The sequence below is a fragment of the Thermoleptolyngbya sp. PKUAC-SCTB121 genome, assembly GCF_016919485.1.
Lineage (GTDB): Bacteria > Cyanobacteriota > Cyanobacteriia > Elainellales > Elainellaceae > Thermoleptolyngbya > Thermoleptolyngbya sichuanensis.
On the sequence record NZ_CP070366.1, the window covers coordinates 1,453,000 to 1,478,751 of the forward strand.

A 25,752-nucleotide genomic window follows, 5' to 3' on the forward strand; every position below is an offset into this window, starting at 1 on the left:
AAGTCGTCCAACTGCGTAAGTCCTAACAGAAATCAGGGGACTTAACGTTCAGTGTCAAGCTAGGATGCACCGTCGCGCCAAAAAACAAACTGAAGGTTAAGAAATCTCAAAGAGAATACTACACAAAAATGATTCCCACTGGCAGGGGCCAAAGGATAGAGTCGGCCATCAACTCAGATCAATCGGTTCAGATTGGTCAACCCAGATCAATCAACCCAGATCAAGCTGTCTGTAGATTAGGATAGGGACACATTTTAGTCTCTCGTCAATGCGTATCCAGTACACCACCAATGCTCGCGCAGAGCGTGAAGCGTTAGAAAAACTTGCCCCTCCCCCAGCCGTCGTCTGGGTAAACGAATTTAAGTCCGAAGCCGTCAAGCCTTTTTTGGAGCAATTTAACCGAGCAGTAGAATCCCTCCAGCCAGTGGTTCCGGTGTTGATCGATTCCTATGGCGGCGAAATCGACACCCTGATGGCGATGGTCGATATTTGTCGCTCGTCGCCCAAGCCGATCGCCACGGTTGTCATGGGCAAGGCCATGAGCGCGGGAGCGATTCTCCTTTCTTGCGGCTGGCACGGCTACCGCTATGCCGCTCCCAATAGTCGAATCATGATCCACGACTGCCTCACCGTCACCTTTGGCAAAGCTGGCGAGATCATTGCCGATGCCGACGAAGTGAAACGGCTGAATGCCCTGCTGTATCAAATCCTGGATGAAAACTGCCAGAAGCCGCCGGGCTACTTTGTCGAGCAGGTGCATCAGCGGGGCCATGCCGACTGGTATCTCACCCCAGAGCAAGCCCTGGCGCATAACCTGGTGAATCACGTAAAAATTCCGACGCTCCAGGTGAATTTGTCCACGACCTATGAGTTTTTGGGGTAGAGAGTTTGAGATGATGAGCGCGTTGCGCTCGTCATCTCAAGTTTTAAGCGCCCACCCGACTGAGCAGTGGTGCAGCGTTCAGGAGCGTTTGCGTGTAGGGGTGCTGCGGGTTGGCAAATAGCTCAGCGGTGGGGCCGAGTTCGACGATTTTGCCTGCGTTCATGACGGCAATGCGATCGCACAAAAATCGTGCCAGCCAGAGGTCGTGTGTGATGAACAGGTACGTCAGGTCAAATTCCTGCTTCAGGTGCAGCATCAGCTCTAGCACTTGCGACTGGACGCTGGCATCGAGCATACTTACGGGTTCGTCGCAGATCAGTAGCCGGGGGCGGGTAATTAGGGCACGGGCGATCGCCACTCGCTGCTGCTGCCCACCTGACAAATCGCCCGGATAGCGCTGGGCATAGTCTTCTGGCGGCGTTAGCCCCACCCGCTCCAGCATTTGCAACACCTGCTGCCTTGCGCCTACTGTGTCTGCCAGATCGTGAATCAGCAGCGGGTCGGCGATGCTCTCGCCCACCGTCATCAGCGGATTCAGGCAGGCGTGGGGGTCTTGAAACACCATCTGCATCTGCCGTCGCTGTTTTCGCAGATCTTCCCGCGAGAGGTGCGTCAGGTCTTGACCCAAAAACTCAATCCGACCGCCCGTCGGCTCCACCAGCCGCAGGATCGTTCGCGACAAGGTGCTTTTGCCGCAGCCCGACTCGCCCACCAGTCCCAAAATTTCTCCCGGATACAGATCGAGCGAGATGCCGTCTACGGCGCGGATGACGGTGTCTTGCTTGCCTGCTAGGAGTTTGGCAACGAGGTTAGATTCCAGGGTGTAGTGTTTTTGGAGGTTTTCGAGCTTGAGGAGGGGCGCTTCTGTGGGTTCGGGGGTAAGCGGTTTGGAGGATTGGGGGGTTGCCTGGATGTGGAGGGCAGACTGGAGGAGGGACTGGGTGTAGGGGTGCTGGGGCTGGGTGAGGACGGTGGCGGTGGGGCCTGTTTCCACCACCTTGCCGTCGTACATGACGGCGATGCGATCGCAGTATTCGCCCACCAGCGCCAAGTCGTGGGAAATCAGCAGCAGCGCCATATCGCGTTCCTGGCAGAGGCGGGTGAGTTCCTGCAAAATTTGGGCAGACACGGTAACATCCAGGCTGGTCGTGGGTTCGTCGGCGACGATCAGCTTGGGGTTGAGCAAGAGCGCCAGGGCGATCGCCACGCGCTGCCGCATCCCGCCGCTAAATTCGTGGGGATATTGGCTCCAGCGGCTGGGGGGAATGTTGACGGCTTCTAGCGTGGCGATCGCCCGTTCTCTGGCCGCCGCCCGCGAGAGGTCTGGGACGTGCGATCGCAGCGTTTCCACACAGTGGTCGCCGATGGTCATCAGCGGATCGAGCCGGGTCATCGGGTCTTGAAACACAATGGACACGACCTCGCCGCGAAATTTCCGCAGTTCCGCCGGGTTTAGCTCGAAGACATTGCGTCCCTGAAACAAGACGCGCCCCTCGATGCGCGTATCCGTCGGCAGCAGGCGAACAGCGGCCCGCCCCAGCGTCGATTTGCCGCAGCCCGACTCGCCCACCAGCCCAAGGCGATCGCCCGCCTTCAGCACCAGCGACACATCATCCACCGCCCAGTCCAGCGCGTCTGCCTCCGTCGCAACCTGCTGCCCCCGCTGAAACGGATAGGCCACGCGCAGACGCTCAATTTCAAACAAAGACTCACCCACCGAGGATAGCTGTACCAGGGTGTCACTCATTTCGCCAAACTCGCCTCACCAGAAGACACGCCGACCCGCATCAGGGTCATTATACGCGCAACAGAATAGGGCTATGGGTCGAATCTTTCTTGCCTGTAGCTGTGGATCGCAAGTACGTAATTCCTGTGGAGCGATTGCCACCCATGAAAGCGGCGGCCGTTGTGGAATTGTACTACCGGATGATTGAACATTCGCACCGGGCGATCGTCAGGATAAATAAGATTGCAAGCGTAAGTCATCAGGACAATTGACGGGGGCGATCGCATCCAGTACAATCGTCCATCAAGCTGCCCGTTGGTTCCCTTCGACGCAGCCCACTTTCCCCCGAAATTTTGGTCGTTTAGTCACCTACGGTGTCGGTAGATGCGGCAAACATCTACCAACACCTGACCCCTCGACAGTCCTAGCCTGTCTCAGGGCTGCGTCCATTGTAGGCCGCCCTGTCCCAGCGCTTCACGTCCGTGGGCGGCCAACATTTCGGGGTTTCCTACCCCACTCGTTTCCAGGAGGAAACCCCAAATGCTGACAATTCAATACACCTGGTCGTCCCCACGCTCGGAGGCGACCCAGTTTTCGCTGCCCCCGCTCACCTGCGAACTGCCCCACCGTCGCCGCCTGCGCCACTGCATCATCGGCCTCCCTGAAGATGCCCAGATGGCGATTGACCGGCTCCACCTGCTCCGCTATGCCGAACGCTTCGAGTGGACGCACGCCCTGGATTTCCCGCCCCACGGCATCGTCCTCGACGGTCGCCCTGGCGAAGTGCTGCGCTATCTGCACCGCGACATCCGCAGCAATCCTGGTGCAAACGAGTAAGAACAGATAAGGAGGATTTTGGGTTTTGGATTTTAGCAGGGCATCCCTTCAATCCAAAATCCAAAATCCCCACTCCAAAATCCCCCATTCCTAACCAAAGACCTCGCAGCCTCGCTTGTCTAAAGCCTTTGTGAACCCATCTGCCTAACTCCCCAAAACAGAGATATTATGCAGACAACTGTCAGTCTATTTCCCCGATTTGGGATCTTAGACAGACAATCGTCAGCCTATTTCCCCGATTCGGGATCTTAGACAGACGGCTGTCAGCCTAATTCCCCTCCTAGATGTAGATAGGCAGACGGGATCAGTCTAATTAGTAGTTAGCCTGTCAATGTGGGAATCCTTTGGGTGCAAGAGTGTTGTTTTTGGCTCATTACTAAAGGAAATAGAGAGTATGGATCAACTTGTTGATAAGATTGCTGCACTTGGTGTACCTGGTTTAGTGCTCATAGTTGCTATGGCAGTTACAGGTTGGGCAGGTGCTGCTGCATTAACTGCGGCTTTAGCCTTTCTTGGCGGTTCATTTGGGATGCTTGGAGGAATCGCAGTACTTGGAATACTTGGACTAATCTCAAAGGGTTTGTCAGACTATGGATTTGAAGCTATTTTTAAGGCAACTGTAGAGGAGCTAAGGAGAAAAGGTAATCCAAAGTCGATATAGAACGGGAGGTTGAATCATATCCAATTTCACGAGAGCTAAAGCTGAAGATCAAGGATTACCTTCGGACCAGAAGTGTTGAATTGAGACATAAAACTTTACATTCAACCCTACGAAGCTCCTACGAGTGTCTCTGGCAGCAGATCGTAGCTCCAATGGACAATCGAACAACGACGACTCAATTCAAGTTGCAAATAGCGCAACTTATCTAGTAATTGATGACCATAAAACTCTGGAATTTCTATCAATTGCAGAATCAGATAGGCAATCAACACCATGTAGATTTGAATGGTGACTCCATTGACACTCTTAGAGATTAGTTTATCTAGCTTCAAGTGCATCTTTAGAAACTTCCACAGCACTTCTATCTGCCACCGATGGCGATAGACTTCACTAATCTCTTCATTCGTCATCAGTTCTACATTGGTCGCCAGCCGAAACTCCGTTTGGCTCTCTAAGTCACAAAACCAAACCACTCGATATCGCTCATGCTCAAACTCGGTCTTCATCGTGTTCTTAAGGCGGACAACAAAGCGAGTCTGATCCTGGCTTAATTGGTCAAGGAAATCCCAACTGGCAAAGCCTCTATCCATGACGCCGATGGCATCTTCAGGAATCATTCCTGTCACTCTGTCAGCAAATTTTGCGTCATGTCCTTGACCAAAATGAATCAGGCATTCACTGGGATTACCTTGCGTTAAGTTGACTCCATTAAGCAATTTGACTTGATGATAGCCTTGCATCCAGAACAACTTGCTTGTCAATGTGATGACCGTTGAATCAATGGGAAACAGCATCTGTGCTGTCGCTGGATTTTTTTGTTTTAGCTGTCTTATGAGCTCAGCGTAGATGCGACAAAAGTGTTCATCCTGTCGAGTCTTGCAGGCTTTAGAAAAGGTGGAAATATCAACCTTGATTCCTGCTTTGTTGAGACGATAAAACAGGCTTCTCATGCTCGTTAAACCCTGGTCTAAAACGAAGGTCAACCAGATTTCAAAGAATAAGCGAGAGTTCAAAACAGGATAGTTATGTGGGCACAACTGCTTGAGTATCGGTTTGACAAGCGCAGGAAATGACACTAGCATCTTAAACATTGTTTTTGTTTGCTGGGGGCTAGAATACAATATTCTGCCCCCATTTTTTGTATGTTGAGCTATCTTTCAACACTTCTGCCTTCGGACAATGGCATAGTTATAGATTTAGGGCTGCTGGATAGTATTATCAAACTTAGTGGGTTGGGCTTTGCAGTGATACCCAACCCATAGGATTGGAGGCTAATAAAGGCAGTGGTATAATCAATGTATGCAGTTTGAGTGGAACAACGACAAAGCGGCGAGTAATCTATCGAAGCATAAAGTTTCGTTTGAGAAAGCAAAAACTGTTTTTGATGATCCTCTTTATTCATAATCAACTTCTCAACCAGTCTCCATAATTAATGGAAATCCTAGGGTGGACAATTACACGATGAGTAAACCTTACAAATTAATTACTGCGACAAAAACCACAAAATCTTACAGTTTTGACTGCTACCTACTAAACTTGAGGTATAGGGCTTTAAGTTTGGAGACCCCATATGACTTTGTCTGAAGTTCTTCCATCTGTTCGCCAACTTTCTACTACTGAAAAGCTAAAGCTAATTCGGATTCTGGCAGAAGACCTAGAAACAGCCAAGGAGATCTCACCAGGAGCATCCCACTTTCGATGAAACAGTCAACTGGCGAGCTGTCCATTGAGGTAGGCACAGCGCAGACTCAACATGGCATTAACGGAGGCCGTATTCCAGCGAGCACCCGAAATTTGGAGGCGTCGCCCAATCTGTTTGACAGCCGATTCTACGGCTCCTGATCCAATAGAACAGAGTTGCTCAGCCTGGTAGAACCCATAATTCACGATGCGAGAGCGATGGGTGCTCAGATAGGCTTCAAAATTGCGGGCTTGCTCGCGCCGACAGTCGGCAAAGAGGGCCCTGGCGGCTTCCACTTGACCTTGCCATAACAGCATTTCCGCCGCTGCTAAGCGCTTGAGCGACCCACCGACTTTGTAGAGGTTTTCTTTGAGATGGTACCAATCGAGGATTTCCCAACGGGTCTCAACGGTAGTGAGTTGAGCAAACAGATTCCACACCCCAGCGTGACCATCGCCCAGACAGACCAGTGGGGAGAGCAAGCGTTGAGCGCTGAGATAATCAATCAAGCTGTCATTGTCTTGGAAGAAGGCGTTGTAATAAATCCCCTCCACCCGCACCGCTTTGTAGTCTCGCCACGGGCTATCGGACTCTAGCAGGTCACGCAGACGGACTTTGCCGCCATCAATGCTGACCTCACTGACGCCTTGTTTAGCCTCGGCAGACTCGAACGACTGACGCCCCACCAGACGTTGTTGGGTCGAGTGCCCGACCCGCATCCCGGTCAGGGCTACGATGTCATCCTCTGCATCTTGAAACGATTCGTTGGCACTTAAGCGTAGGTTGGCTTTCTCTAGGCCACCACTGAGACGGCTGTAAGCCTTTACGCCTAACCGTTCTGCCTGACTTTGACGAATCGGACCCCTACCAAACTCTTCAATCGGCGAACCCGGCCTCGGGCGGGGTAGGCTTTCTGGTTGACAAAAAAAGGGCAACTCGAGGGCTCACCTCCTCTAGCATTTGCCGTCGTACAGTCTGCTCGATGCCTTCTAGACTATCGAGCCCCTCTCGGTTGCTATTGCGATACAAAATCTCGGCGATCTCTGCTGTACAAGTTTCCAATCGCTTTTGGTCTTCAGGTGTCCTGGTGAGTCATCCCTGGGGCTACCCTCCCATTCTCACCCTTCGCACTGTTTTCGCGAAAGTGGGATGCTCCCGATCTCACCTCTAGAACCCCTGGTTGACTGACAAAACTAATCGGCGACATAGCAGTACGTGTGTACTTTGAATTCGATTCGATAGGTGCGTTGCTCATGCTGTTTGCGAGATGCCATCGCGGGTTCAGGATCGCGGTTATGAGTGAAACAGACATGACGGATGAGTGGCCACCCGTTCTCTAGGGCGGCTTTCAGCCAATCCCATCCAATGCGGAAGTAGCTATTGCCACGAAACCAATGGGGGTCAACCCATCGCCGTTTGCCTGTTGCGACGACCTCGAGACCTTGAGCGGTGACGTAGAGCGTCGCGACGGCCAAAAGGAACCAAAGCCGGGATAGGGCGCAGAGAGAGCGAATTTCAGACTTCTGGAGATTCCATCCGTTGGATTGGTCATCGAGAAACGCCTCTTCTATATCAAAGCGGAGACCGTATTCCTCGAAGGTGTGCAGGTTGGTGGGTTCATCGCTGACGATAGCCCAAAACTCACCATTGACGTTGTTGTAGCCAAAGGTGATATGCACCGGACCATACCACTCCCCTGTGTGGAGCTTAACGGTGTGCCAACAGCGGGCTTCCCCACGCTGAAGGTGAATGTCCTTCAATTGACACCATCCATGACCCGCCCGCCAAATCCAGCTATCCCGCTTGATGCGGATGCGGTAGTGCCACCCGAGTTCAGCCGTGATAGCGGTCATGGCATCGGTGTGAATGAAGCCCCGGTCGGCCAACACGACCACCTTCACCCCCTGAGGCAATCGATGGGCGGCTTGGTGGAGCATTTCCCGATACGCATCGAAGGTTACAGACGCACTGCGGTGCTTCAGGACTCGCCACACCACGGGCAACGCCCGGCCTCGATGCACCACTGCCAGACGGATCAAGCAATACTCATCCCAGAACAGCGAGGTGTCCAAGCTTAGGTACAGACACTCCTCATCCCAATGGGCTAATGCCGCTTGAATCAGGGGCTTGTACAGGCGATGGACGTTCAGGCGACTGTTGTGCAGCCAGCGGCTTAGCCGTCGTTGTTTGCTTTGTGCCTGCACCCCTCGACACGGCACATAGGGCAGCCAGCGAGTCAGGTTGATTTCTCCGCGCTGGAGCAAAGCCACCACCATCCACAGGCAGGTCGTCAGATGGCTACGATGAGCCCAGGGCACCGATTGACCCAGCCAAGCGTTCAAGGCATTGTAGAGGGGGGAGTTTTTTTCACAGCATCTACGCTTTTGAGTGGTATCTAAGCTTAGAACGTTGGTGCGGACGGAACAGAGGTTATCTGTGAGAGTTAGAGGTTATCTGCCGCCGCACAACTTCATCGTTAGACCGCTTTGCCCCTTGGTGGTGGAACAGTTAAAGTCCTATCAACAAGCTATGAGTACCAAATGGCTAAAATCTTTTATGTATAATTTGTCTTGACAAGACGGGCACCTCGAAAAATTCAGATCCTCTTGAGAATGGCTACGAGAAAACAAGGGTTTTAGGCTCCTAAAATTCTCAATAAGGCAATTGATCGAGGTGCCCCTATCTTATAACTTTTCCTGTCTAGCTACTTATTGCCGCACAATATGGATTTGAAATTGTTCTCAAATCATTGCCCAGCTTGACTTATTGGGAAAGGTGCAAGATCTGAGTTTTCCTTGCTTTTTCCCTATCGCCAGCGCAGATAAGGCACGCCGCGATAGGTCAGCCGCATGGCGGTGTCCGGTGCTGTTGTCGGCGTTGCTGTTTCTTCTTGAAGCGATGCGCCAGTTTGCAAGTCCGGATGGCTTGCGGCTTCGCCCAAAGGAGCCGAAGAAACGCGGGCACTCCAGCGAGCGATATTGCGCCGCGAGGCCAGCGCCAACGCCCCCAGCACCAGCCCCACCAGCGTCACCGCTGACCATTGCAGCACATCATCCATCCCAAAACGCTCCCCAGCCCTGCATACAAAAATTCCCCCGCCCAACAGACAGAGGAATTTTGATTGAAAATTGCTTAAAAGTTTTTGGGCATTGCTTTAAAACTTCCTAGGTCGGTGATTGCCCTGAGTCGATCCCCCTAAATCCCCCTTGAAAAGGGGGACTTCCGGAGCGGCTTGGCCCAGTTCCCCCCTTGTTAAGGGGGGCTAGGGGGGATCAAAGGATTCTAAAACATGCCCTAGCTTAAAAGTTCCCCACAACGCCGTCTTACCTCAGTTTTTGACCTGGATAAATCCAGGTGGGACTCTCGGCCTCGATTTAAAGTTTCTGAGTACACGCTTGTTGCCAAGACAGGCTCAGTCTACTGCCATCGAGACATCACGACTCCCGTTTAGTCGAAGCATAGATCATAAAACGTTATTGGCAGTCACCAACGCCGCAGTAGAACTAAGCCCCATTGTAGCGATATTCGACACGCCGCTGGCAAGACGGAAAACCGAAACTCTACCTGTGGGCTGAGTTCTTTGGGCTGAGTTTTGGGGCTGAGTTTTGGGGCTGAGTTTTGCAAATTACGGGCTTTCCTTGAGCGGCAACGCCTCTAGCCCCATACCGCTAGGGCAGTGCCTTCTAAATTCTTAACCCCGTCCTTAACCCTGCTCTTAACCCCGATTTACCTGGCTGCCGTGGCTACGCGGGTCGTCGGGTGTAGCTTTGGCAGCGGCAGTGTTCACTTTAGAAACCTGACCGCTGGCGGGCGCGTAGGGCAGGGGGGTATTGTTCGACAGCGCCTCTAGGTTCGCAGCCATCACGGCGCGGGGCTGTTCGCCGATGATGCTGGCGATCGCCTCTCCCTGCCGATCTAAATACACAAAATGGGGAATGCCATCGACTCGATAGGCCAGCATCTCTGGCAGCCAGCGGTCGTTGTCTACATTCAGCATGACAAAATTGACGCGATCGCCATACTCTTCTTTCAGTTCGCCCAGGTCTTGCGCCATCGCCTGACAGCTTGTACACCAGTTGGCATAAAACTCCATCAGCGTGGGTTTGTCATTGGCCAGCGCTTCCTCCAGGGGCACCGCAGATTCGGCCAACAGCGCCAAGTTGCCCGATCCGTTGGAAGATTGCAAGCCGAAGAAGATCGAGGTGCTGAGGGCGATCGCCACCATTGCAATCAGGAAATTCCGAATGCGGGCAGCATTTCCTGGCTCAGACGGCGGCAGGGGGGAGGCGGGTTTGGGAGATTGGGCGGTCATAGTGGGTTGGGGGAGATAGCGATTTTGGATTTTGGGTTTTGGATTTTGGATCGCGGGTTTTGGATTGCGGGTCTAGCCTGCCCGGTTCAGGCGGTGTCAATCGCGTTTCTTCTATCCTACCCTCAGGGCTGCGATCGCCCAGATCACCAGTCGCGGGCTTTGGTGGCAACCAGCACGCCCATCATCCCTCCGGCGATCGCGTGGTGTTCGGCGTAGGGGAACCCGGCTTGTTTCGCCAGGCGCACTTGCTCCGGCCCCTGGGGAAACCGCTCCAGGCTGGGAAAGATGTAGGCATACTCATCCTTCATGCCCAGTCGGGCGGCAGTAGGCACGACGAGCGTATCCAGATACCACTGCTGGAAGGCTTGCAGTTGAGGAGAGTCGGGGCGGTGAAAGTCGAGAATGGCGACCGACGCACCCGGTTTGAGGACGCGATGCAGTTCCGCCAGCGCCCTGGGAATATCCACCACGTTCCGCAGGCCGTAGCCCATCGTCGCCGCGTCAAACTCGTTGTCACCAAAGGGCAAATTCAGTGCGTCGCCTTCGACCCAGGTAACGTTGAGGGGAATGGTCGATTGGGCGGTGCGTTCCTGGGCGATCGCCAACTGGTTTGCCGAAAAATCTAGCCCCACGACTTCGCCAGTCGTGCCCGCCCGCCACGCCAGCAGCCGCGCCAGATCGCCACTGCCACAGCACACATCCAAACAGCGATCGCCCGGTTTTGCGCCGCTCCAGCCGACGGTCATACGCTTCCAGACCCGATGAAACATCAGGCTCAGCCCATCGTTCAGCAGGTCATAAACGGGCGCGATGCGGTTAAAGATGGCTTGAATTTCGGAAGATTGAGAGTTGGAAGATTGAGACACAGCGAAGGGAGGTTACGAGAGACGGTGAACCGGGTATCCGTCGTTTGGGATTGAGGGACTGGATTGACTGGCTAGGTTGACTTGCTAGGTTGGCTGATTGGGTTGGCTTGCTGAATTGGCGGACTGGGTTAGCTTGTTGAGTTGGCGGATTGGGTTAGTGTGCAGGCCTATTCTTCGGGCACTTCGCCGCCGACGACGATATTGCGAATGCGGAGACTAGGGCCGCCGCAGCCCACGGGTAGCCCGCTCTGACCGCCCTTGCCGCAGCCGCCCGACTCGTCCCACAGAAAATCATCGGCGATCGCCTCAATATCTGCCAGCGTAGTGAATACGTTGCCCGATAGCGTCACATCGCGCACGGGTTCCGCCAGTTCCCCATTGCGGATCATCCAGGCTTCGCCTGCGGTAAAGGTAAACATTTCGCCGTTGGTCATGCCGCCAATCCAATTGCGAGCGTAGACCCCTTCCTGAATATCGGCACAGAGGTCGGCGACAGGCGTGGTGCCAGGGGCAATCCAGGTGTTGGTCATGCGGACAATGGGCGGATAGTGATAGTCCAGACAGCGGGCGTTTCCGGTAGCCGCTTCACCCAGCTTGCCCGCCGTTTCGCGGGAGTGCAGCCGCCCGACCAGCACACCGTCCTGAATCAATTGCGTCGTGGTCGCAGGCACGCCCTCATCGTCGTAGGCATAGCTGCCGCGATGTCCCTCTGGGGCCGCGCCGTCAAAAATTTGTAGCTCTGGCGAGCCAAACCGTCGCCCCAGCGTCATCACTTCCATTAGATCGGGGTTTTCGTAGGTCATGTCGGCTTCCGACAGATGCCCAAACGCCTCATGCACAAACAGCCCCGTCAGGATGGGATCAATGACGACGGTATAGGTATTGCCCTTGACGGGGGGCAGCGAAAGGGCGTGAACGGCCCGCTGGGCTGCGCCACGCACCTGTTCATCCAGGTTTTCCAGGTCTTCATAGCCCTTGCGGGAACCTGTGGTTTCGCGACCTGTTTGCACGGTTTCGCCGTTCCGGGCAGTGGCAGCAAAGCGCATTTCCATATCCGCCCAAGACTGCTCGATCAGCGTTCCGTCGGAGGTGGCCAGCAGCATGTGCTGAATGCTGTCGCCATAGCGGACGGAGGTGGTGGTAATGCGATCGTCTACGCTGCGAAGAATGTCGGCGTAGTGGCTACAGAGTTCCTTTTTGCGGGCGAGGGGAACATGGCGCGGGTCTGTGCCTGCTAGCACGAGGGAACGGATATCGCGGACAGGATCGACCGGGGCCAGCAGGGTTTCATCGTCGCCGACAAGCCGGGCCGCGGCGATCGCCTCTTCAATTCGCTCCACCAGCGTTTCCAGCCGATTGAAGCTGGCAAAGCCCCAGCCGCCCCGATAGCAAGCCCGCACTTGCCCGCCCACGGCAATGCCTTCGCTGAGGGTTTCCACCTTGCCCCCCCGCAGCAAAATGTCGGTGGCTTCCGATTCTTCTAGCCGAATCGAAAGATAGTCCACACGGGGACTGTAGCGGGCGATCAGGTCGCTCAACAGGTTTTGGGCATCGGGGAGACGGAGAGACATAGGAATGGAAGGTGAGGGGCTGGGGGTTGGAGGAGTGCCAGCACGCCTTACCTTGCAGCATAACTCGGACTGAGTTCGGTGTACCGATTTTGGATTAGGACTTACGCAGTTGGATGATTTCTCGCGGGCGCAGCCCGCGAGAAATCATCCAAAACCTAGAACACTTATTGCCAGTGCGTAAGTCCTGTGGATTTTGATTGCGCTTGGATTGCTCTTGGATTGCGCTTGGATTGCTCTTGGATTGCGCTTGGATTGCCAGTCCAATGCCTGAATTCTGCTACAAAAGCTAAACCCCGATTGACACGAGCAGGCAATCGGGGTTACGGGGAGATCGGGAGATTGTTGGTATAGCGTGGGTAGACCGTGTTGCAGGGTGCAGCAAGGCGTAGTCGTAATGCACCCCCCTATCAGGCTTGGATGCAATACGCTGACGCGAAACACATCCTCCGAAAATCGTAGCGCGGCTCTACCACAAACCAGGAATGGGCGCAGGGGCAGGGGCGGGGGCGGGCGCAGGAGCGGGCGCAGGCCGTGGGACGGGCTGTGCCTGGGGTTGCTGCACCAGCGTCGGTCGGTTAAAGCGGGGCACGTTGGCGGGGCGGGTGGTCACTTCGACTTCGCTCACTTCGATCACTTCGGCAACCCCAATGAGGCGAGCCACGCAGCGTGTGGAGTCAGTTCCGCCTTCGACATCTATAGACGCAGATTCCAAATCGTCCCCGGTCGATAGGGTATAGGTGCCATCGCTGTAGGTGTCGTTGCTAGTTTGAGGTAGCTCGATAATGTCGCCATAGATGCCGTCTGTAACGGGATCGACGAAGGCAATCCGAGCGCGATCGCTGTAGTATTCTGCTCGGAAGCTCTGCCCTCTGGCACAGTCGTAGCGGACAGTGGTGACGGTTTCCGCCTGAGCGGGCACAGCGGCGATCGCCGCCAGGGTCAATATTGAAAAACCAGTACCGATCAGATGTTTTTTCATGAGGCTCACACCTATAGTTTCAAGGAATTCCAAGGAACGTCTACAAGTCACGTTTGGGTAACGTCTTGGTTACGTTTCATGGGTTATATTTCGTGGGTCATGTTTCAATGGGGCGGTCGATGCTTAGCCAACTCTAATGAACTAGCCTATCCCCCTGAGGCAATCCGGCAAGCTCGAACGGGCTGCATTGCTGCTGCATTGTAGCTGCATTGATTCAATGAAATGCCACCTTTTCAATTGAATGCCCTCTATGCAGCTAGCCGCTTGTCTGATGAAGCTTGCGGAACAATACCGGATGATTATAGAAGAGATGTCTTGTTTCGCAACCCTGTGCTGAAATTCTGTCGTAATTCTTAAGTAGACGGCGGTTGACTGGGGTTATGGGGTGCGATCGCCCGTTTCCATTTCCCCATCTACGATCTCTGCGCGATTCCTGAAAGCCTGGAATTCTGGAATCTCTGGAATCTGTAGACGCAACGAGTGGCTTTGCAGGCTTTTCGGGCGATTGCCCCGCTAGTTCGGTAGGATAGAGAACGGAAGCGATGGAGCGCAAAACCCTAAGCGCGATGCCATTCAGAGCAATGCTGTGAGCAATGCCGTTCGGAGCAATGCCGTTCGGAGCAATACCGTTCGGAGCAATACCGTTCGGAGCAATACCGTTCGGAGCAATAGTCTGAACCGCTGTTTCCACCACTTGGAGAGCAGATTGGCGAATTCAACGCTGCCTCTGCTTCCATCTGTGGGTCGTCTGGGTCGTCCTTTCGCTCACTGGCATCTGTCTTGCTGGAGCTTGTTGGATCTGTGTTTGGAGAGGTTTGCTGAATGAATCTGGTTTCACTCCAGGGCTGGCTGGATAATGCCGCCTTTGCGGTGTTGTTTGTGACGATGCTGGTGTATTGGGCAGGCGCGGCGTTTCCCACCGTGCCCTACCTGCAAACGGCGGGAACGACGGGGATGGCGATCGCCAATCTCTGCATCGCGGGGCTATTGGGCGCTCGCTGGATCGAGGGCGGCTATTTTCCCCTCAGCAATCTTTACGAATCACTGTTTTTCGTTGCCTGGGGCATTACTGCGATGCACCTGCTGGCGGAAAACATGAGCCGCAGCCGCCTAGTGGGAGCCGTCACTGCACCCGTGGCGATGGGCATCGCGGCCTTTGCGGCGCTGTCTCTGCCCGATGCCATGCAGCATTCCGAGCCGCTGGTGCCTGCGCTCAAGTCCAACTGGCTGATGATGCATGTCAGTGTCATGCTGCTGAGCTACGCTGCGCTGATGGTGGGGGCGTTGATGGCGATCGCCTTTTTGATTGTGACGCGGGGGCAGGAGGTCGAGTTACGCGGCAGTTCTGTGGGCACAGGGGGCTTCCGGGATGCCCGGTATCGCATCAAGCGGGCAGGCCAAGCGGTGGACACCCTAGAGCCACTTACTGCCAGCACTGGCAACACCGCTGTCTTGGAAACTGCGCCTGCCGTTGCCGCCGCGCCCTTGTCGCCCCAGCGCCTCAGCCTAGCCGACACCCTCGACAATATCAGCTATCGCATCATTGGGCTGGGCTTCCCGCTGCTCACCATCGGCATCATCGCCGGAGCCGTCTGGGCCAACGAAGCCTGGGGTTCTTACTGGAGTTGGGACCCCAAAGAAACCTGGGCGCTAATTACCTGGCTGGTCTTTGCGGCCTATCTCCACGCCCGCATCACACGCGGCTGGCAGGGTCGTCGTCCGGCGATTCTGGCGGCATCGGGCTTTTTGGTGGTGTGGGTGTGCTACCTTGGCGTGAACCTGCTGGGCAAGGGACTGCACAGCTACGGCTGGTTTCTGTAGCAAGACTCCTGCCAGACGAGTCCATCTGCCAAACCCTGCCCGCAAAGCCCTGCCACCAAAACCCTGTAAGCAAAACCCCTTAAGCAAAACCCTGTAAGCGAAGTTCTATAGAAACTCCAAAACCTATGAATCAACTGCCAACGCCGCTGAGTGACGACGAAGTAATCTACATCAGCGTGGGACGAGTGCTGATGAGCAATCCCACGTTTAAGGTGGGCGAATTTTTGGACGCGCTGGCGCAGGCGGTCAGCGAGCAGCAGGGCGAATGGTCGGACGAGTGCGAAGACTGGTTTGGAGATGGCGCTCGCTGCGAAGTGCTGCGGTTTGGCAATCAGGGCTGGCAGCGCGGCCGCATCCGGATTCGCCTAGAGTTTTTCCCCGAAAACCAAAAGCTGCTCCAGGCAGAACGACCCCGGCAAGAGCGCAGCGGCGGGCCGCGAGAACGGGCCGGTCGCCCCCCCCGCGACGAAATCTACAGCCGCCGGGATGAGGTGTACGAGGTGTATCGAGAGGACGATTATTAGAGAACTCAGGGGAATTCAGGGAAATTCCCGGCTCTGCTTCCTGCTACACCCATGACTCTTTCCCCCTGGACACCGCTTCATGCTCAGTTGCACCGGGGCATCCGGCAGCGGCAGTTGTTTTGCAGGGGCGATCGCCTCTTGATGGCGGTGTCGGGCGGCCAAGACTCGCTGTGTCTGGCGCAACTGCTGATGGACTTGCAGCCCAAGTGGGGGTGGGAACTGGCGATCGCCCACTGCAACCACCGCTGGCGACCGGATGCCGGGGCAAATGCCGACTACGTGCGATTGCTGGCGGAATCCTGGGGCGTTCCGGTGTTCATTGAAACGGCAGCAGATATTCCGGCGAGCGAGGCGGCGGCGCGGGCGTGGCGCTATGACGTGCTAGGGGCGATCGCCCGTGCCCACGGCTATTCCCGCGTTGCAACCGGCCACACAATGAGCGATCGCGCCGAAACGCTGCTGTATAACCTGGTGCGCGGCAGCGGAGCCGACGGACTGCAATCCCTCACCTGGCGGCGCGAACTGTGCCCCGGCGTGGCGCTGGTGCGGCCGCTGCTGGACGTGCGCCGGGTAGAAACCGCCGAGTTTTGCCAGTCGCGGGGCTTGCGCGTGTGGGAAGACAGCACCAATCAGGATTTGCGCCATCCCCGCAACCGCATCCGCCAGGACATCTTGCCCGCCCTGAAAGCGCACTTGAATCCCCAGGCAGAGGCGGCTCTGGCCCACACCGCCGAACTGCTCCGCGCCGACGTGGACTACCTGGAATCAGCCGCTGCCGATCTGCTGCACCGGGCACTGCCACCCGCCGCCCCGCCAGACGAACATCCCCAACTCCATCGACCCACGCTGCAAATTGCGCCCCTCGCTCTCCAGCGCCGCGCCCTGCGCCAGTTTCTCGCCCGCCATCTGCCGGAAGCCCCCGGCTTTGAGCCAGTGGAAAAACTGCTGGCCCTGCTCGACGCACCCAACCGCAGCCAAACCGATCCGTTTGCTGGTGGGGCGATCGCCCGTGTCGCTGGAGACTGGATCGAACTCGTTGATCCTGCCAACCGCGCAAAGCAATAAACCGCAAAGAAATAAACAATTTCTCGCGGTTTAGATTGCGTATAATGCCGTAGAATCTGGCTGGGCTGGGCGCTGGTCTGCTAGGTGGAGCCTGGTTATGCCCGCATCCCCCTGACCCGCGCTGCTGCCCGATGATCCGATGCTTTTGATGATGCTGACGCTGCGATCGCCCACACCATGCAATTGACTCCCCAGGAAAAAGACAAACTCCTCATCTTTACTGCCGCCCTGCTGGCCGAGCGCCGCAAAGCCAAAGGCCTGAAGCTCAACTATCCCGAATCTGTTGCCTACATTTCCGCCGCCATCCTGGAAGGCGCACGGGAAGGGCGCACCGTCGCCGATCTGATGACCTACGGCACCACCCTCCTCAGCCGCAGCGACGTGATGGACGGCATCGCCGAAATGCTTCACGAAGTACAAGTCGAAGCGACCTTCCCCGACGGGACGAAGCTAGTGACCGTGCATGATCCGATTCGATAATGCTCGATGAGGGTGGATGAAGTGGTGGCATCGCTTCATCGCTCTCATCCATCGCGCCCTGCTATCCCAACCCCACAACTCCTGCCCATGATTCCTGGCGAACTCTTCATCGAACCTGGCGACATCGAACTCAACGCGGGCCGTCCGACGGTGACGCTGATGGTGGCAAATACGGGCGATCGCCCCATCCAGGTCGGCTCCCATTTCCACTTTTTTGAGGTGAACGCAGCGCTCTCGTTTGACCGCAACCAGGCGCGGGGAATGCGGCTAGACATTCCCGCAGGAACGGCAGTGCGCTTTGAACCGGGCGACGAAAAAGAAGTGACGCTAGTGGCGCTGGTGGGCAGCCGTCAGGTCTATGGGCTGAATGCACAAATAAACGGGCCGCTGGATTAGAACGGCCCGTTTGTGCCCGGTCGAAATTGGGTCGAAACTGGGTCGAATATTGGGGCGAAATTGGGGCGAAACTGGGCTGAATTCGCCCATTTCTGGATTAGCCCTTCAGCGCCCGTCTGAAGTTCTGCCGATAGGATGCATTGAACAGCATCACCGGCCAGAATAGCGTCAGCATCAGACGATTTTGGTTGAAATTCGTGCGGTTAAACCCGGTCCAAAATTTCCACGCGCCCCCGATGTAAATCACCAGCGCAAGAAACGTAAAAAGGCTCATCTTGACCTCTCAATAATGCTCAATAACTTAGGACAATAACTTAGGACGTTGAACGAACGAACGTAAACCCGGATTGCGCTTGACCTGAATTGCATCAACGCGATCCCTGCTAAGGATTACAACACCACAAGAAACCTTTTCTCCAGTCTAATTCGCGGCTTTGGGGTTGAAGCGGTTCGGTTTTACGGATATCCCAGAGATCAGGCAGGACGGGCGATCGCCCCACCCCAGTTTCCCCAACTTTCTGCGTGAACCCCAGCACCGTTCCCTAGCCCGGTGCAGCGCATCCCGGCGGCAACGGCTGAACATCCTGAAACCTCGATGGTTCCGGCAGGTTCGCCAGCAGAATCACTTCGCCCGTTGCGGTCTGCCGCCAGCCCCGCGCTTCTTGCAGCGGCCTGGACGCTACCGACAAGGCAGCATCCGATGGCTCTCGCAAGGTCAGCGGCGAGGTTCGGGAATCTGGGTCATCGGGCGGGGGCAAGACCGTCAGATTGGCGGTGTGTAAGCTGGCAGCATCCTGATTATTAGCAGCGTCCCGATTGGCAGCATCCAGATTGGCAGCATCCAGAGCCGCTGCCTGTGCCGGAGGGCGGGCATGAATCGGTGCGTTCATGCTGCTGGCCGGCGCGGACTCTGCCCAGGGAACCCGAACCGATGGGAGATTGAACGCATGATTGGGGCCGGGGGGCAGACCGCCGCGACCTGTGGCTACGAAGGCGCTGCGATCGGCGGCGATCGCCGAACTGGCCGCACACCGCTGGGCAATCAGCCGCGACGCATCCACGGGTGCAGCAGGCAACTCGGTTACACCCTGCGTCGGATCGGTGCTAGGCGGCGTGGTAATGGTAATCGTGCCGCTGTTGCCCCGCTCGGAGGTTGCCGTAATGTCGCTCTGGGGCGTGAGTTGCGGCTGCGGCAGAATGCCCGTAATGCCCCTGGTAAAAATATTGACCGCGCCACCATCGCCCGTAAAGGCATTGGCCGTGATGTCATTGTTCTCCGTCAGCACCGACAGAATGAAATCTGCTTGCAGCGTGATGTTGCCGCCATCGCCCCCCTGCCCTGCAATGCCCGCCGAAGTGCTGATCTGGCTGTTGCGCCGCAGCAAGAGATAGTCTTGCGCCGTCAGGCTCAGGTTGCCGCCCACACCAGAGTTGGTATTGGCGACGATGTTGCCCTGGTTTTCTAGCGTTGCGGAGCGAGTCGCTAGGGTCAGATTTCCCGCTCCCAGGGCATTTGGGTTGGCATCAAAGCTGCCCGTGGCGATGTAGGCTCCGTCTCGCACTACGAGTTCCCCCGTGGCGATGGACAGGTCGCCCCCCCGTCCCGTCGCCCCCGGCGCAAAGATGTAAGGAGTTCCCGGTGTGCCGCCCGACTGACTAAAGATTCCTGCGGGCACGGCTCTCGTATCTGGCGTTGCCGGAGAGAGTCCCTGCACCTCGACCCGCTCACTCGCCCAAATGCTCAGGTTGCCTGCATCCGCAACGCCAAAGGTCGAGGTCTGAATCGTCGCGCCGTCTTGCACCCGCAGCCGTCGCGTTTGAATCTCGATCTGGCTGGGAATTGCGTCGGTGGATTGAAACGACTGGGAGCCAAAAATCGCTGCCGACAGCGTGCTGGGAACCGGAAAATTTAGATCACCCGCAAGATCGCCCGCAATCGGATTGCCCTGCCCATCGAGCGCTACGCCTGCAATGTTGATCTCATCGGCCAGGATTTGCAAACTTCCCGGACGGCCGTTGCCAATCGTGTCGAGGCTGATCTGCCCGCCGTCCAGCAGGTTTAGCTGCCTGGTCGTCAGCACGATGCGCCCGCCGTTGCCAGTCGCGCCGTCCTGCACTCGCACGAATACACCGCTGCTTTCCGGGCCGTCGCTGCCCACCACTGCCCCTAGGATTTGGATTTGACTCGTCGCCAGAAGGTCAATGCGTCCAGCCGGGCCGCTGCTTCGGGTATTGGCAAAGATCTGGGAGCCGTTGAGCAGGGTGAGGCGATCGCCCCGAATCGTGATGCGCCCGCCTGCCAAACTGCCCAGCGTGTCGGCGCTGATGTAGGATGCCTCATCCAGTCGAATCTCGCTGGCCCGCAGGCGGACTGTGCCGCCGCGATCGCCATTGGCGCTGATATCGGCAAAGCCCGCCAGGTGAATCTGCCCAAACGCCCGCACATTGGAATAATCCACCGACCAGCCCTGTGCTGTGGGAACCAGCCCGACCGTGCCCGCCTGGGCCACGCTGCCCAACTCGATGCGCCCGCCCGGTGCGGTGATTTCGCCGCCTGGAAAATCCAGATTGCCGCCGATCAGGGCGATCGCCCGATCCGGCAACACGCTTAGCCCAGCGTATCTAGATGCCCCGAAATAGCCCGTTCTCCGCAGCGGACGCGAAAAATTTGCCGCAAGACTAAACGAAGCATTCACAATTGGCGCAGGCGCAGGGCCAAATTGTAGCCCAGTGGGAATGCTGACGGTCAGCAGCGGCGACGCTTGCGGATTGCGGGCGCTGAACTGAGTGCCATCGGCAAAGCGAATTCGTTCGGCGGTGCTGAAAATGACGGAGCCACCCACGTCTAGGCGAGCGTTTTCTCCAAATAAAATGCCGCTGGGGTTGATCAGAAAAAAATCGGCAGGGCTGATCTGCCCGTCGCTCTGCAACAGGCGGAGGATGCTGTTAATCTCCGAGGGAGTACCGCCCGTGACGCGGGTGATCAGCCGCTCTACAGTGTCCACATTGCGAAACGTCACCGTGCGATCGCCCGGCGAAAACCGCTCGAAGCTGTGGAACAGGTTACCGCCCTGCTGCGTGCCGCCCGTAATCTCAAACTCGTTGCCCTGGCGCTGCACCTGGGTCGGTGTGGGCAGCGTGGTGTCGCCGCGCACCTGGGCAGTGGTGGGCAGGGCAGCGCTGAGCCATAGCCCAAGGCACAGCCCAAGGCGAAGCGGCTGAACCGCAGAGGATTTCAGGAAAGAGAAGAAACGTGACATGATCCCCAGCACTGAATCCAGCCCTGTCAGGGCGGACGTTCCACACCATAGTATGGCAAGAGGGAAGCGGGGATCAGGGTGGGAGTCGGAATTCGCTTGCCTCAGAAGCAGCACCGTGAGAAGGGCAGGACTTTACCCCTAGCTCCACTTCCGCTTGCGGCTAAAGGGGATGCCGTGGCTGCTGTGAAAATCGTCCTGCACTTTGTGGGTGAGGCGGCGAGAAACCTGGCGCACAATCTGGTTCAGCAGGCGATCGCCCGTTGTTTGCACCAGCGCCTTGGGAAGCGCCTGGATAAAGCGAGGGAACTGAATCGAAACCGCCAGGTCAAGCTCCCACTCTACGCGGGTTAGCACGGGTTCCGCAAGATTGTCCGTCGCTGCATCTGCGGGCTGAACCATGTGCAGCGCGGCCTGAAAATCCACCTCGTAGCCCGGTGCAACGTAGTCCGGAATGTCGATCGTCTCAATCCGATAGAAGCCGCGTTGATCCTGAGGCAGCAGGTTCAGGCCAATTTTGGGTTCCACCTCATAGCCAAATGCGCCAAAGCGACCGATTGTTAGGGCATAGCCATTGTCTCCCAGAGGAGCCGCGTCCATCGGCTGGGCACAGCGGCGAAACCAGGTGCGGTGATCATCCAGGTAAGCGACAACCGTCGGCGCGTCAGCCAGCATTTCCATGCAGCTTGCGTAATGCCCGCGAAAATGAGTCGGTTCCATCGTATCGAGCGTTTCTTCGGTCGCCGACAGGCTGGCGCTGTCCACGAAGGCAGATGTCATCCCTAAAAGAGGGTTAGAAGCGTCGATGGACTGGTTGGTGGACCTTGCCTGCATAACGTGTGCGGATTGGTGAAAAAGTTGGCGAGGATCTGCCTGGGCACCCTGAGGGCGGCAAGCCGACGAGTCTACGGCAACTGTGCCAACGATTTTGCGGTTGGCGCGATCGCCAGGGCTGTTACCAAACTTAACCTAAACTGACCTAAAGTGCCAAAGCGAAAGCTGGAAATTAACGCTGGCTCTATAGTTCTGATCTCTTTAGATCTTTAGATCTTTATTTAGATTTCTATATGCTTAGAAGCTGACCAGATATCTACGATGATGGACATTTGTTTGCTGTCTAGGCTCAGCATAGCGGAAGGTTTTCGATGGCTACCATGATTGATTTACGGAAAGGTGTGCCGCTTTTGGGGACAAAGACAGGGGCGATCGCCCGAAATGCGGCAAACTCCAGCGGATCTACGCAAAGCCCACATAACGTTGGTTTAACATGAGTTCGATCGCTTAGAAGGCTGCCGGAAGGTTTGGCAAAAGTCATCAAGGTCATAGAAAACAGGACTTACGCAGTTGGACAATTTCTCGCGGGCGTAGCCCGCGAGAAATTGTCCGAAACCCAGAAAGCTTATTGCAAGTGCGTAAGTCCTGGAAGATTTGAGTGATTCATAGAAGATTTGGGTGATATGGAGGCGCGATACGACGGAGGTGATAGCTGATCTGTTTTAACTTCTTTAACTTCAGATTTAACTTTTTTAACTTCAGATCCAGTCTCAGAGGGTGTTTGAAAAGGTATCGCCTGTAATGTTAAGCACTCAGAGATCCCCCCTAGCCCCCCTTAAAAAGAGATCCCCCCTAGCCTCCCTTAACAAGGGGGGAAACCGCCTTAAAGTCCCCCTTTTTAAGGGGGACCTAGGGGGATCTTGCACGCTTTGCTACAAACAGTAGGACTTTTCAAACATCCTCTCAGCTTTTCCTTATAGACTTTTTCACCTTGTCGAACTCAGTTTATTTATTCCCCGCCGCCAATCCCACAGCCCTACCATGTCCTACTTCCGCCAGCAGCAAAACGTATTCTCCGACGACTATCTCACCGAGTTGCGGGGGCAGATTCGCGCCTGCCGCTATTTTGCAGTGAATAATTTGAACCGGGATTTTGTCGGCACGAAGGGGTTCTCGGTCGTGTTTCGCGGCGAAGGGCGATCGCACGTCGAAGCACAGTTTCCCTATTTCAAACCCTATCTGGACATCGCGCTCCAGCCCGACTGCAACGCCTTTTATCTGAATCCGCTGCTGCTCAAGGGCGGCTCGCGGGTCGATCCGCATATTGACCGATCGCTGCGATCCTATTGCAAGACCATCGAGCCGCCCGTCTGCGTCAGCGTGCTATATGTGCAAGTGCCGGAGCCGCTGCAGGGCGGGGAGTTGGTGCTGCGAAACCACCGCCAGCAGGTGGGGCAGATTCGCCCACGGGTGAATAGGCTGGTGTGGTTTCAGGGCAACCTGACGCATTCTATCAACGGTCTGAAAACCGAGGGCGATCGCCTCAGTTTGGTCTGCGAGCAGTACGCGCTGGAGGCGGACGAACTGCACAATATTCCCAAATTCACCATCGAGTCGCGGGCAAAGCTGGTGAAGCAGGCCTAATCCCGTATCTAGAATCAGGAGCCTTGCTAAGGGGTAGCATTGGCCGGACGCGGCGTGTCTAGAAAGCGGATATCGAGGCGATCGCCCACCTGCAAGCCCAGTTCCGCCGCTCGTCCTCCGGCTAGTTCAATCACCTGGTTTACCCGCTGACTCGTCGGGCCGTAGGTCGGACAGGGCTGGCTTTCACAGGGCGGCGCACTGGCGACAATTTCCTTCACCTCGCCATCCAGCAAAAACACCATATCCAGCGGAATCAGCGTGTTCTGCATCCAAAACTGAACGGGCCGCGCAAACTCAAACGGAAACAGCATTCCCCGATCGGGCGGCAGTTCGGTGCGAAACATCAGCCCCATCGCCTGCTCTTGGGGCGTGCGGGCCACCTCTAGCTGAATCTGCTCATCGCCAATTTCCACTTCTGCCGAAATCGGCAAAACCTGCCCCCGAAAGGGTTGGGTCGCCGTTTCCTGTGGGCCACCGCCGGAGGGCACCTCTGGCATCGACACCTCCGATGGGCTAGGGCTACAGCCCAGCAGCAGGGCGCTCAATCCGACTGCACTTGTCATACAGATCACGCGAAATCCCCGCTTCAGCCAGCGATTCATATCACTCATTTCCAACCTTTCCAACCTTTCACGCTTCTCGTAAAACATAACCAACGCCGCGCACCGTCTGGATCAACCGTTTTTCGCCTTCGTCTTCGATCTTGAGCCGCAGATAGCGCACATACACCTCAATTACGTTCGACTCCCCCATAAAGTCGTAGCCCCAGACGTTTTCTAGAATTTGCTCCCGTGTTAACACTTCTCGCGGATGCTCCATGAGGTATTTCAGCAGTTCAAACTCTTTCATGGTGAGGTCAATCACCCGATCTCGCCGCAGGGCGCAGCGGGTAGACAGATCCAAGACCAGATCGGCAAACCGCAGCTGCTCGCTGCCGGAGGTGTCTGGCTTCAGGTAAAGCTGAACCAGGCGCAGAAAATCTTCACTGCGATAGGGCTTGAGAAAATAGTCGTCGGCTCCGGCCTCTAGACAGGCTACCCGATCATCCACCAGATCCCGCGCCATCAGCAGCACCACAGGAACTCGCGCTCCACTGGCCCGTAGCTGCTGGCAGAGCGATAGACCCGACTCGCCGCCCAGCATCCGGTCAATCACAATCAGCGATGGCTGAAATTCGGTGGCCTGGCGAATCCCCGTGGTGTAGTCGTGGGCGATGGCGGTTTCGTAGCCCGATTCGCGCAGGTCATTGCTCAAGCTGTGGGCCAGGATCTCATCTGGCTCGACGAGCAAGACGCGGGGAGTAGGAGTTTGAGCCATAGGTAGCGCTATTTAGGTTGAGAGATTTTGGTAGAAGACTAGATTGAAGCGTAAGTGTTAGTGCCTATGAAAACAGCGGCGATTCTCATCCGTTTTAGCATGTGGGGCGATCGCCCGGTGCGTTTGGGGGATTTGGGTCATCCTGGGGCGATCGCCCCAAACTTTTAGCATTTATCTAGCATTTTGCCGTCCGCAAACCCACCGTGACTGATTAGATTAGAGGAGAAAGTTTACATAGCCCGTTACACATCCTGTTACGCATCAGGTTCGTGCATCCTACTGGGCATCTATTGGGCATTCATCGAGAGCAGGGACGGAAGATGAAAATCATGACGAAGCGAGGTGTTTACCCTGCTGCCATTGGCGTTGTGCTGTTGGGGTTGACGGTTTGGTTCCTGAGTCAGTTCCAAATTTCCATTCAGTATGAAGGCGTGCCGTCTCCGGTCGTCCCGTCTCCGGCTGAAGACGAACCTAGCTCGTCCGCCGTGCCCAGCCCTGCCCCCGCTGCCTCCCCTAGTGCTGCCTCCCCTAGTGCTGCCCCCACAGCCACACCCATTGCTGCGCCCGCTGCCCCCGCTCCTCAGAATGCGATCGCCCAGGCAGGGGCCCTGCGAGTCGGCAACCAGACCGACCATCCCGTGCGGGTCGCGCTGCTCTCTCGCCAGACGAAGACCCGCAGCGCAGATGGCTCCGAGCGTTATCTTGACCCTATCCATTGGGACTTTGCGCCGCAAGAAGGCAGCACCAAAGGTCTGCTGCTGGCGCTGCCCGAAGGCGAAGCGGATTTGCGGGTGCAGCCGGGTGACGTGATCACCGCCTTTGCCCAGGATGGATCGCGCCGCTACTGGGGCCCCTATGTGGTAGGTGAAACAGTGGCTCCAGTGTGGAATGCCACCAGCCAGGAGTGGGAGCTAGTGCTGTCCAAGTAGGCTGGATTAGATTTAGATAAGGAATTACG

At 56.2% G+C, this 25,752-nt stretch carries 23 protein-coding genes, 1 other RNA gene and 2 pseudogenes; 11 read left to right on the forward strand and 15 right to left on the reverse strand.

Annotation, left to right across the window (positions count from 1 at the left end; all coding sequences use genetic code 11):
• Positions 1-268 precede the first annotated feature (268 nt).
• Complete coding sequence (locus JTM80_RS06040) at positions 269-883, forward strand: ClpP family protease (protein ID WP_172357560.1); 615 nt, start codon at positions 269-271, stop codon at positions 881-883.
• Positions 884-926: 43 nt separating this feature from the next.
• On the opposite strand, the gene JTM80_RS06045 is transcribed toward JTM80_RS06040, so the two are convergent.
• Complete coding sequence (locus JTM80_RS06045) at positions 927-2,600, reverse strand: ABC transporter ATP-binding protein (RefSeq protein WP_172359005.1); 1,674 nt, start codon at positions 2,598-2,600, stop codon at positions 927-929.
• Between the two features lie 549 nt (positions 2,601-3,149).
• Between JTM80_RS06045 and JTM80_RS06050 the strand changes: the two genes are divergently transcribed.
• On the forward strand, positions 3,150-3,446 hold the full coding sequence (locus JTM80_RS06050) for a hypothetical protein (protein ID WP_205370775.1): 297 nt from the start codon (positions 3,150-3,152) through the stop codon (positions 3,444-3,446).
• A 394-nt stretch (positions 3,447-3,840) separates the two neighbouring features.
• Positions 3,841-4,107, forward strand: a complete 267-nt coding sequence (locus tag JTM80_RS06055) for a hypothetical protein (protein WP_205370776.1) — start codon at positions 3,841-3,843, stop codon at positions 4,105-4,107.
• Between the two features lie 107 nt (positions 4,108-4,214).
• Here JTM80_RS06055 and JTM80_RS06060 read toward each other — a convergent pair whose 3' ends face one another.
• Positions 4,215-5,189 carry a transposase gene (locus tag JTM80_RS06060; protein ID WP_205371237.1) on the reverse strand — a complete coding sequence of 325 codons (975 nt, stop codon included), beginning with the start codon at positions 5,187-5,189 and terminating at the stop codon, positions 4,215-4,217.
• 217 nt (positions 5,190-5,406) lie between these two features.
• On the opposite strand from JTM80_RS06060, the pseudogene JTM80_RS06065 reads away from it, so the two are divergent.
• A pseudogene (locus JTM80_RS06065) lies at positions 5,407-5,505 on the forward strand (BrnT family toxin); the annotation flags it as partial.
• Between the two features lie 309 nt (positions 5,506-5,814).
• On the opposite strand, the pseudogene JTM80_RS06070 reads toward JTM80_RS06065, so the two are convergent.
• The 8 genes and pseudogenes from JTM80_RS06070 to JTM80_RS06105 all read right to left on the reverse strand — a co-directional run bounded on the left by JTM80_RS06070 (position 5,815) and on the right by JTM80_RS06105 (position 13,516).
• A pseudogene (locus JTM80_RS06070) lies at positions 5,815-6,850 on the reverse strand (ISKra4 family transposase).
• 131 nt (positions 6,851-6,981) lie between these two features.
• A complete protein-coding gene (locus JTM80_RS06075) occupies positions 6,982-8,106 on the reverse strand; it encodes a transposase (RefSeq protein WP_225906774.1) in 1,125 nt (374 codons plus the stop codon).
• A gap of 488 nt (positions 8,107-8,594) precedes the next feature.
• Positions 8,595-8,846 carry a hypothetical protein gene (locus tag JTM80_RS06080; protein ID WP_172357556.1) on the reverse strand — a complete coding sequence of 84 codons (252 nt, stop codon included), beginning with the start codon at positions 8,844-8,846 and terminating at the stop codon, positions 8,595-8,597.
• 245 nt (positions 8,847-9,091) lie between these two features.
• Positions 9,092-9,292: non-coding RNA, 6S RNA (ssrS, locus tag JTM80_RS06085), on the reverse strand.
• Positions 9,293-9,503: 211 nt separating this feature from the next.
• Positions 9,504-10,100, reverse strand: a complete 597-nt coding sequence (locus JTM80_RS06090; RefSeq protein ID WP_172357554.1) for a thioredoxin family protein — start codon at positions 10,098-10,100, stop codon at positions 9,504-9,506.
• 143 nt (positions 10,101-10,243) lie between these two features.
• Positions 10,244-10,966, reverse strand: coding sequence for a bifunctional demethylmenaquinone methyltransferase/2-methoxy-6-polyprenyl-1,4-benzoquinol methylase UbiE (gene ubiE, locus JTM80_RS06095; protein WP_172357552.1), 723 nt, complete (start codon positions 10,964-10,966; stop codon positions 10,244-10,246).
• Between the two features lie 167 nt (positions 10,967-11,133).
• Positions 11,134-12,537 carry a TldD/PmbA family protein gene (locus JTM80_RS06100; RefSeq protein WP_172357550.1) on the reverse strand — a complete coding sequence of 468 codons (1,404 nt, stop codon included), beginning with the start codon at positions 12,535-12,537 and terminating at the stop codon, positions 11,134-11,136.
• Positions 12,538-13,003: 466 nt separating this feature from the next.
• The gene (locus tag JTM80_RS06105; RefSeq protein ID WP_205371512.1) at positions 13,004-13,516 is read right to left on the reverse strand and encodes a hypothetical protein; all 513 of its coding nucleotides are present in this window, start codon (positions 13,514-13,516) and stop codon (positions 13,004-13,006) included.
• A gap of 822 nt (positions 13,517-14,338) precedes the next feature.
• On the opposite strand from JTM80_RS06105, the gene ccsB reads away from it, so the two are divergent.
• From ccsB to JTM80_RS06130, 5 genes are all read left to right on the forward strand, one after another.
• Positions 14,339-15,337: a c-type cytochrome biogenesis protein CcsB gene (gene ccsB, locus JTM80_RS06110; protein WP_172357548.1), complete on the forward strand. Its 999-nt coding sequence runs from the start codon at positions 14,339-14,341 to the stop codon at positions 15,335-15,337.
• 125 nt (positions 15,338-15,462) lie between these two features.
• A complete protein-coding gene (locus tag JTM80_RS06115) occupies positions 15,463-15,861 on the forward strand; it encodes a KGK domain-containing protein (RefSeq protein ID WP_172357546.1) in 399 nt (132 codons plus the stop codon).
• A gap of 51 nt (positions 15,862-15,912) precedes the next feature.
• Positions 15,913-16,926 (forward strand): tRNA lysidine(34) synthetase TilS, encoded by a 1,014-nt coding sequence (gene tilS / locus JTM80_RS06120; RefSeq protein WP_172357544.1) that lies wholly within the window; start codon positions 15,913-15,915, stop codon positions 16,924-16,926.
• A gap of 177 nt (positions 16,927-17,103) precedes the next feature.
• Entirely contained in the window at positions 17,104-17,406 is a 303-nt protein-coding gene (gene ureA, locus JTM80_RS06125; protein ID WP_068516556.1) for an urease subunit gamma, read from the forward strand.
• An 87-nt stretch (positions 17,407-17,493) separates the two neighbouring features.
• The gene (locus tag JTM80_RS06130; RefSeq protein WP_172357542.1) at positions 17,494-17,802 is read left to right on the forward strand and encodes an urease subunit beta; all 309 of its coding nucleotides are present in this window, start codon (positions 17,494-17,496) and stop codon (positions 17,800-17,802) included.
• Between the two features lie 97 nt (positions 17,803-17,899).
• On the opposite strand, the gene JTM80_RS06135 is transcribed toward JTM80_RS06130, so the two are convergent.
• The 3 genes from JTM80_RS06135 to JTM80_RS06145 all read right to left on the reverse strand — a co-directional run bounded on the left by JTM80_RS06135 (position 17,900) and on the right by JTM80_RS06145 (position 21,839).
• Entirely contained in the window at positions 17,900-18,076 is a 177-nt protein-coding gene (locus tag JTM80_RS06135; protein WP_172357540.1) for a hypothetical protein, read from the reverse strand.
• 268 nt (positions 18,077-18,344) lie between these two features.
• Positions 18,345-21,062 carry an S-layer family protein gene (locus tag JTM80_RS06140; protein ID WP_205370777.1) on the reverse strand — a complete coding sequence of 906 codons (2,718 nt, stop codon included), beginning with the start codon at positions 21,060-21,062 and terminating at the stop codon, positions 18,345-18,347.
• Positions 21,063-21,200: 138 nt separating this feature from the next.
• On the reverse strand, positions 21,201-21,839 hold the full coding sequence (locus JTM80_RS06145) for a DUF1997 domain-containing protein (protein ID WP_225906775.1): 639 nt from the start codon (positions 21,837-21,839) through the stop codon (positions 21,201-21,203).
• 1,035 nt (positions 21,840-22,874) lie between these two features.
• On the opposite strand from JTM80_RS06145, the gene JTM80_RS06150 reads away from it, so the two are divergent.
• Complete coding sequence (locus tag JTM80_RS06150) at positions 22,875-23,477, forward strand: 2OG-Fe(II) oxygenase (RefSeq protein WP_205370779.1); 603 nt, start codon at positions 22,875-22,877, stop codon at positions 23,475-23,477.
• A 26-nt stretch (positions 23,478-23,503) separates the two neighbouring features.
• On the opposite strand, the gene JTM80_RS06155 is transcribed toward JTM80_RS06150, so the two are convergent.
• Positions 23,504-24,088, reverse strand: coding sequence for a DUF192 domain-containing protein (locus tag JTM80_RS06155; RefSeq protein ID WP_225906776.1), 585 nt, complete (start codon positions 24,086-24,088; stop codon positions 23,504-23,506).
• A 19-nt stretch (positions 24,089-24,107) separates the two neighbouring features.
• Positions 24,108-24,794, reverse strand: coding sequence for a response regulator transcription factor NblR (gene nblR / locus JTM80_RS06160; RefSeq protein ID WP_172357530.1), 687 nt, complete (start codon positions 24,792-24,794; stop codon positions 24,108-24,110).
• Between the two features lie 329 nt (positions 24,795-25,123).
• On the opposite strand from nblR, the gene JTM80_RS06165 reads away from it, so the two are divergent.
• Complete coding sequence (locus JTM80_RS06165; protein ID WP_205370781.1) at positions 25,124-25,723, forward strand: hypothetical protein; 600 nt, start codon at positions 25,124-25,126, stop codon at positions 25,721-25,723.
• The last annotated feature ends 29 nt before the right edge of the window (positions 25,724-25,752 follow it).

Coding starts and splice junctions, on each gene's coding strand:
- JTM80_RS06150 (WP_205370779.1), top strand. CDS start 22,875: ATGTCCTACTTCCGCCAGCAGCAAAACGTATTCTCCGACGACTATCTC.
- JTM80_RS06145 (WP_225906775.1), bottom strand. CDS start 21,839: ATGACATCTGCCTTCGTGGACAGCGCCAGCCTGTCGGCGACCGAAGAA.
- JTM80_RS06155 (WP_225906776.1), bottom strand. CDS start 24,088: ATGAGTGATATGAATCGCTGGCTGAAGCGGGGATTTCGCGTGATCTGT.
- nblR (WP_172357530.1), bottom strand. CDS start 24,794: ATGGCTCAAACTCCTACTCCCCGCGTCTTGCTCGTCGAGCCAGATGAG.
- JTM80_RS06105 (WP_205371512.1), bottom strand. CDS start 13,516: ATGAAAAAACATCTGATCGGTACTGGTTTTTCAATATTGACCCTGGCG.
- JTM80_RS06165 (WP_205370781.1), top strand. CDS start 25,124: ATGACGAAGCGAGGTGTTTACCCTGCTGCCATTGGCGTTGTGCTGTTG.
- tilS (WP_172357544.1), top strand. CDS start 15,913: ATGACTCTTTCCCCCTGGACACCGCTTCATGCTCAGTTGCACCGGGGC.
- JTM80_RS06060 (WP_205371237.1), bottom strand. CDS start 5,189: ATGCTAGTGTCATTTCCTGCGCTTGTCAAACCGATACTCAAGCAGTTG.
- JTM80_RS06140 (WP_205370777.1), bottom strand. CDS start 21,062: ATGTCACGTTTCTTCTCTTTCCTGAAATCCTCTGCGGTTCAGCCGCTT.
- JTM80_RS06080 (WP_172357556.1), bottom strand. CDS start 8,846: ATGGATGATGTGCTGCAATGGTCAGCGGTGACGCTGGTGGGGCTGGTG.
- JTM80_RS06050 (WP_205370775.1), top strand. CDS start 3,150: ATGCTGACAATTCAATACACCTGGTCGTCCCCACGCTCGGAGGCGACC.
- JTM80_RS06115 (WP_172357546.1), top strand. CDS start 15,463: ATGAATCAACTGCCAACGCCGCTGAGTGACGACGAAGTAATCTACATC.
- JTM80_RS06090 (WP_172357554.1), bottom strand. CDS start 10,100: ATGACCGCCCAATCTCCCAAACCCGCCTCCCCCCTGCCGCCGTCTGAG.
- JTM80_RS06130 (WP_172357542.1), top strand. CDS start 17,494: ATGATTCCTGGCGAACTCTTCATCGAACCTGGCGACATCGAACTCAAC.
- JTM80_RS06040 (WP_172357560.1), top strand. CDS start 269: ATGCGTATCCAGTACACCACCAATGCTCGCGCAGAGCGTGAAGCGTTA.
- JTM80_RS06135 (WP_172357540.1), bottom strand. CDS start 18,076: ATGAGCCTTTTTACGTTTCTTGCGCTGGTGATTTACATCGGGGGCGCG.
- JTM80_RS06055 (WP_205370776.1), top strand. CDS start 3,841: ATGGATCAACTTGTTGATAAGATTGCTGCACTTGGTGTACCTGGTTTA.
- JTM80_RS06100 (WP_172357550.1), bottom strand. CDS start 12,537: ATGTCTCTCCGTCTCCCCGATGCCCAAAACCTGTTGAGCGACCTGATC.
- ureA (WP_068516556.1), top strand. CDS start 17,104: ATGCAATTGACTCCCCAGGAAAAAGACAAACTCCTCATCTTTACTGCC.
- ccsB (WP_172357548.1), top strand. CDS start 14,339: ATGAATCTGGTTTCACTCCAGGGCTGGCTGGATAATGCCGCCTTTGCG.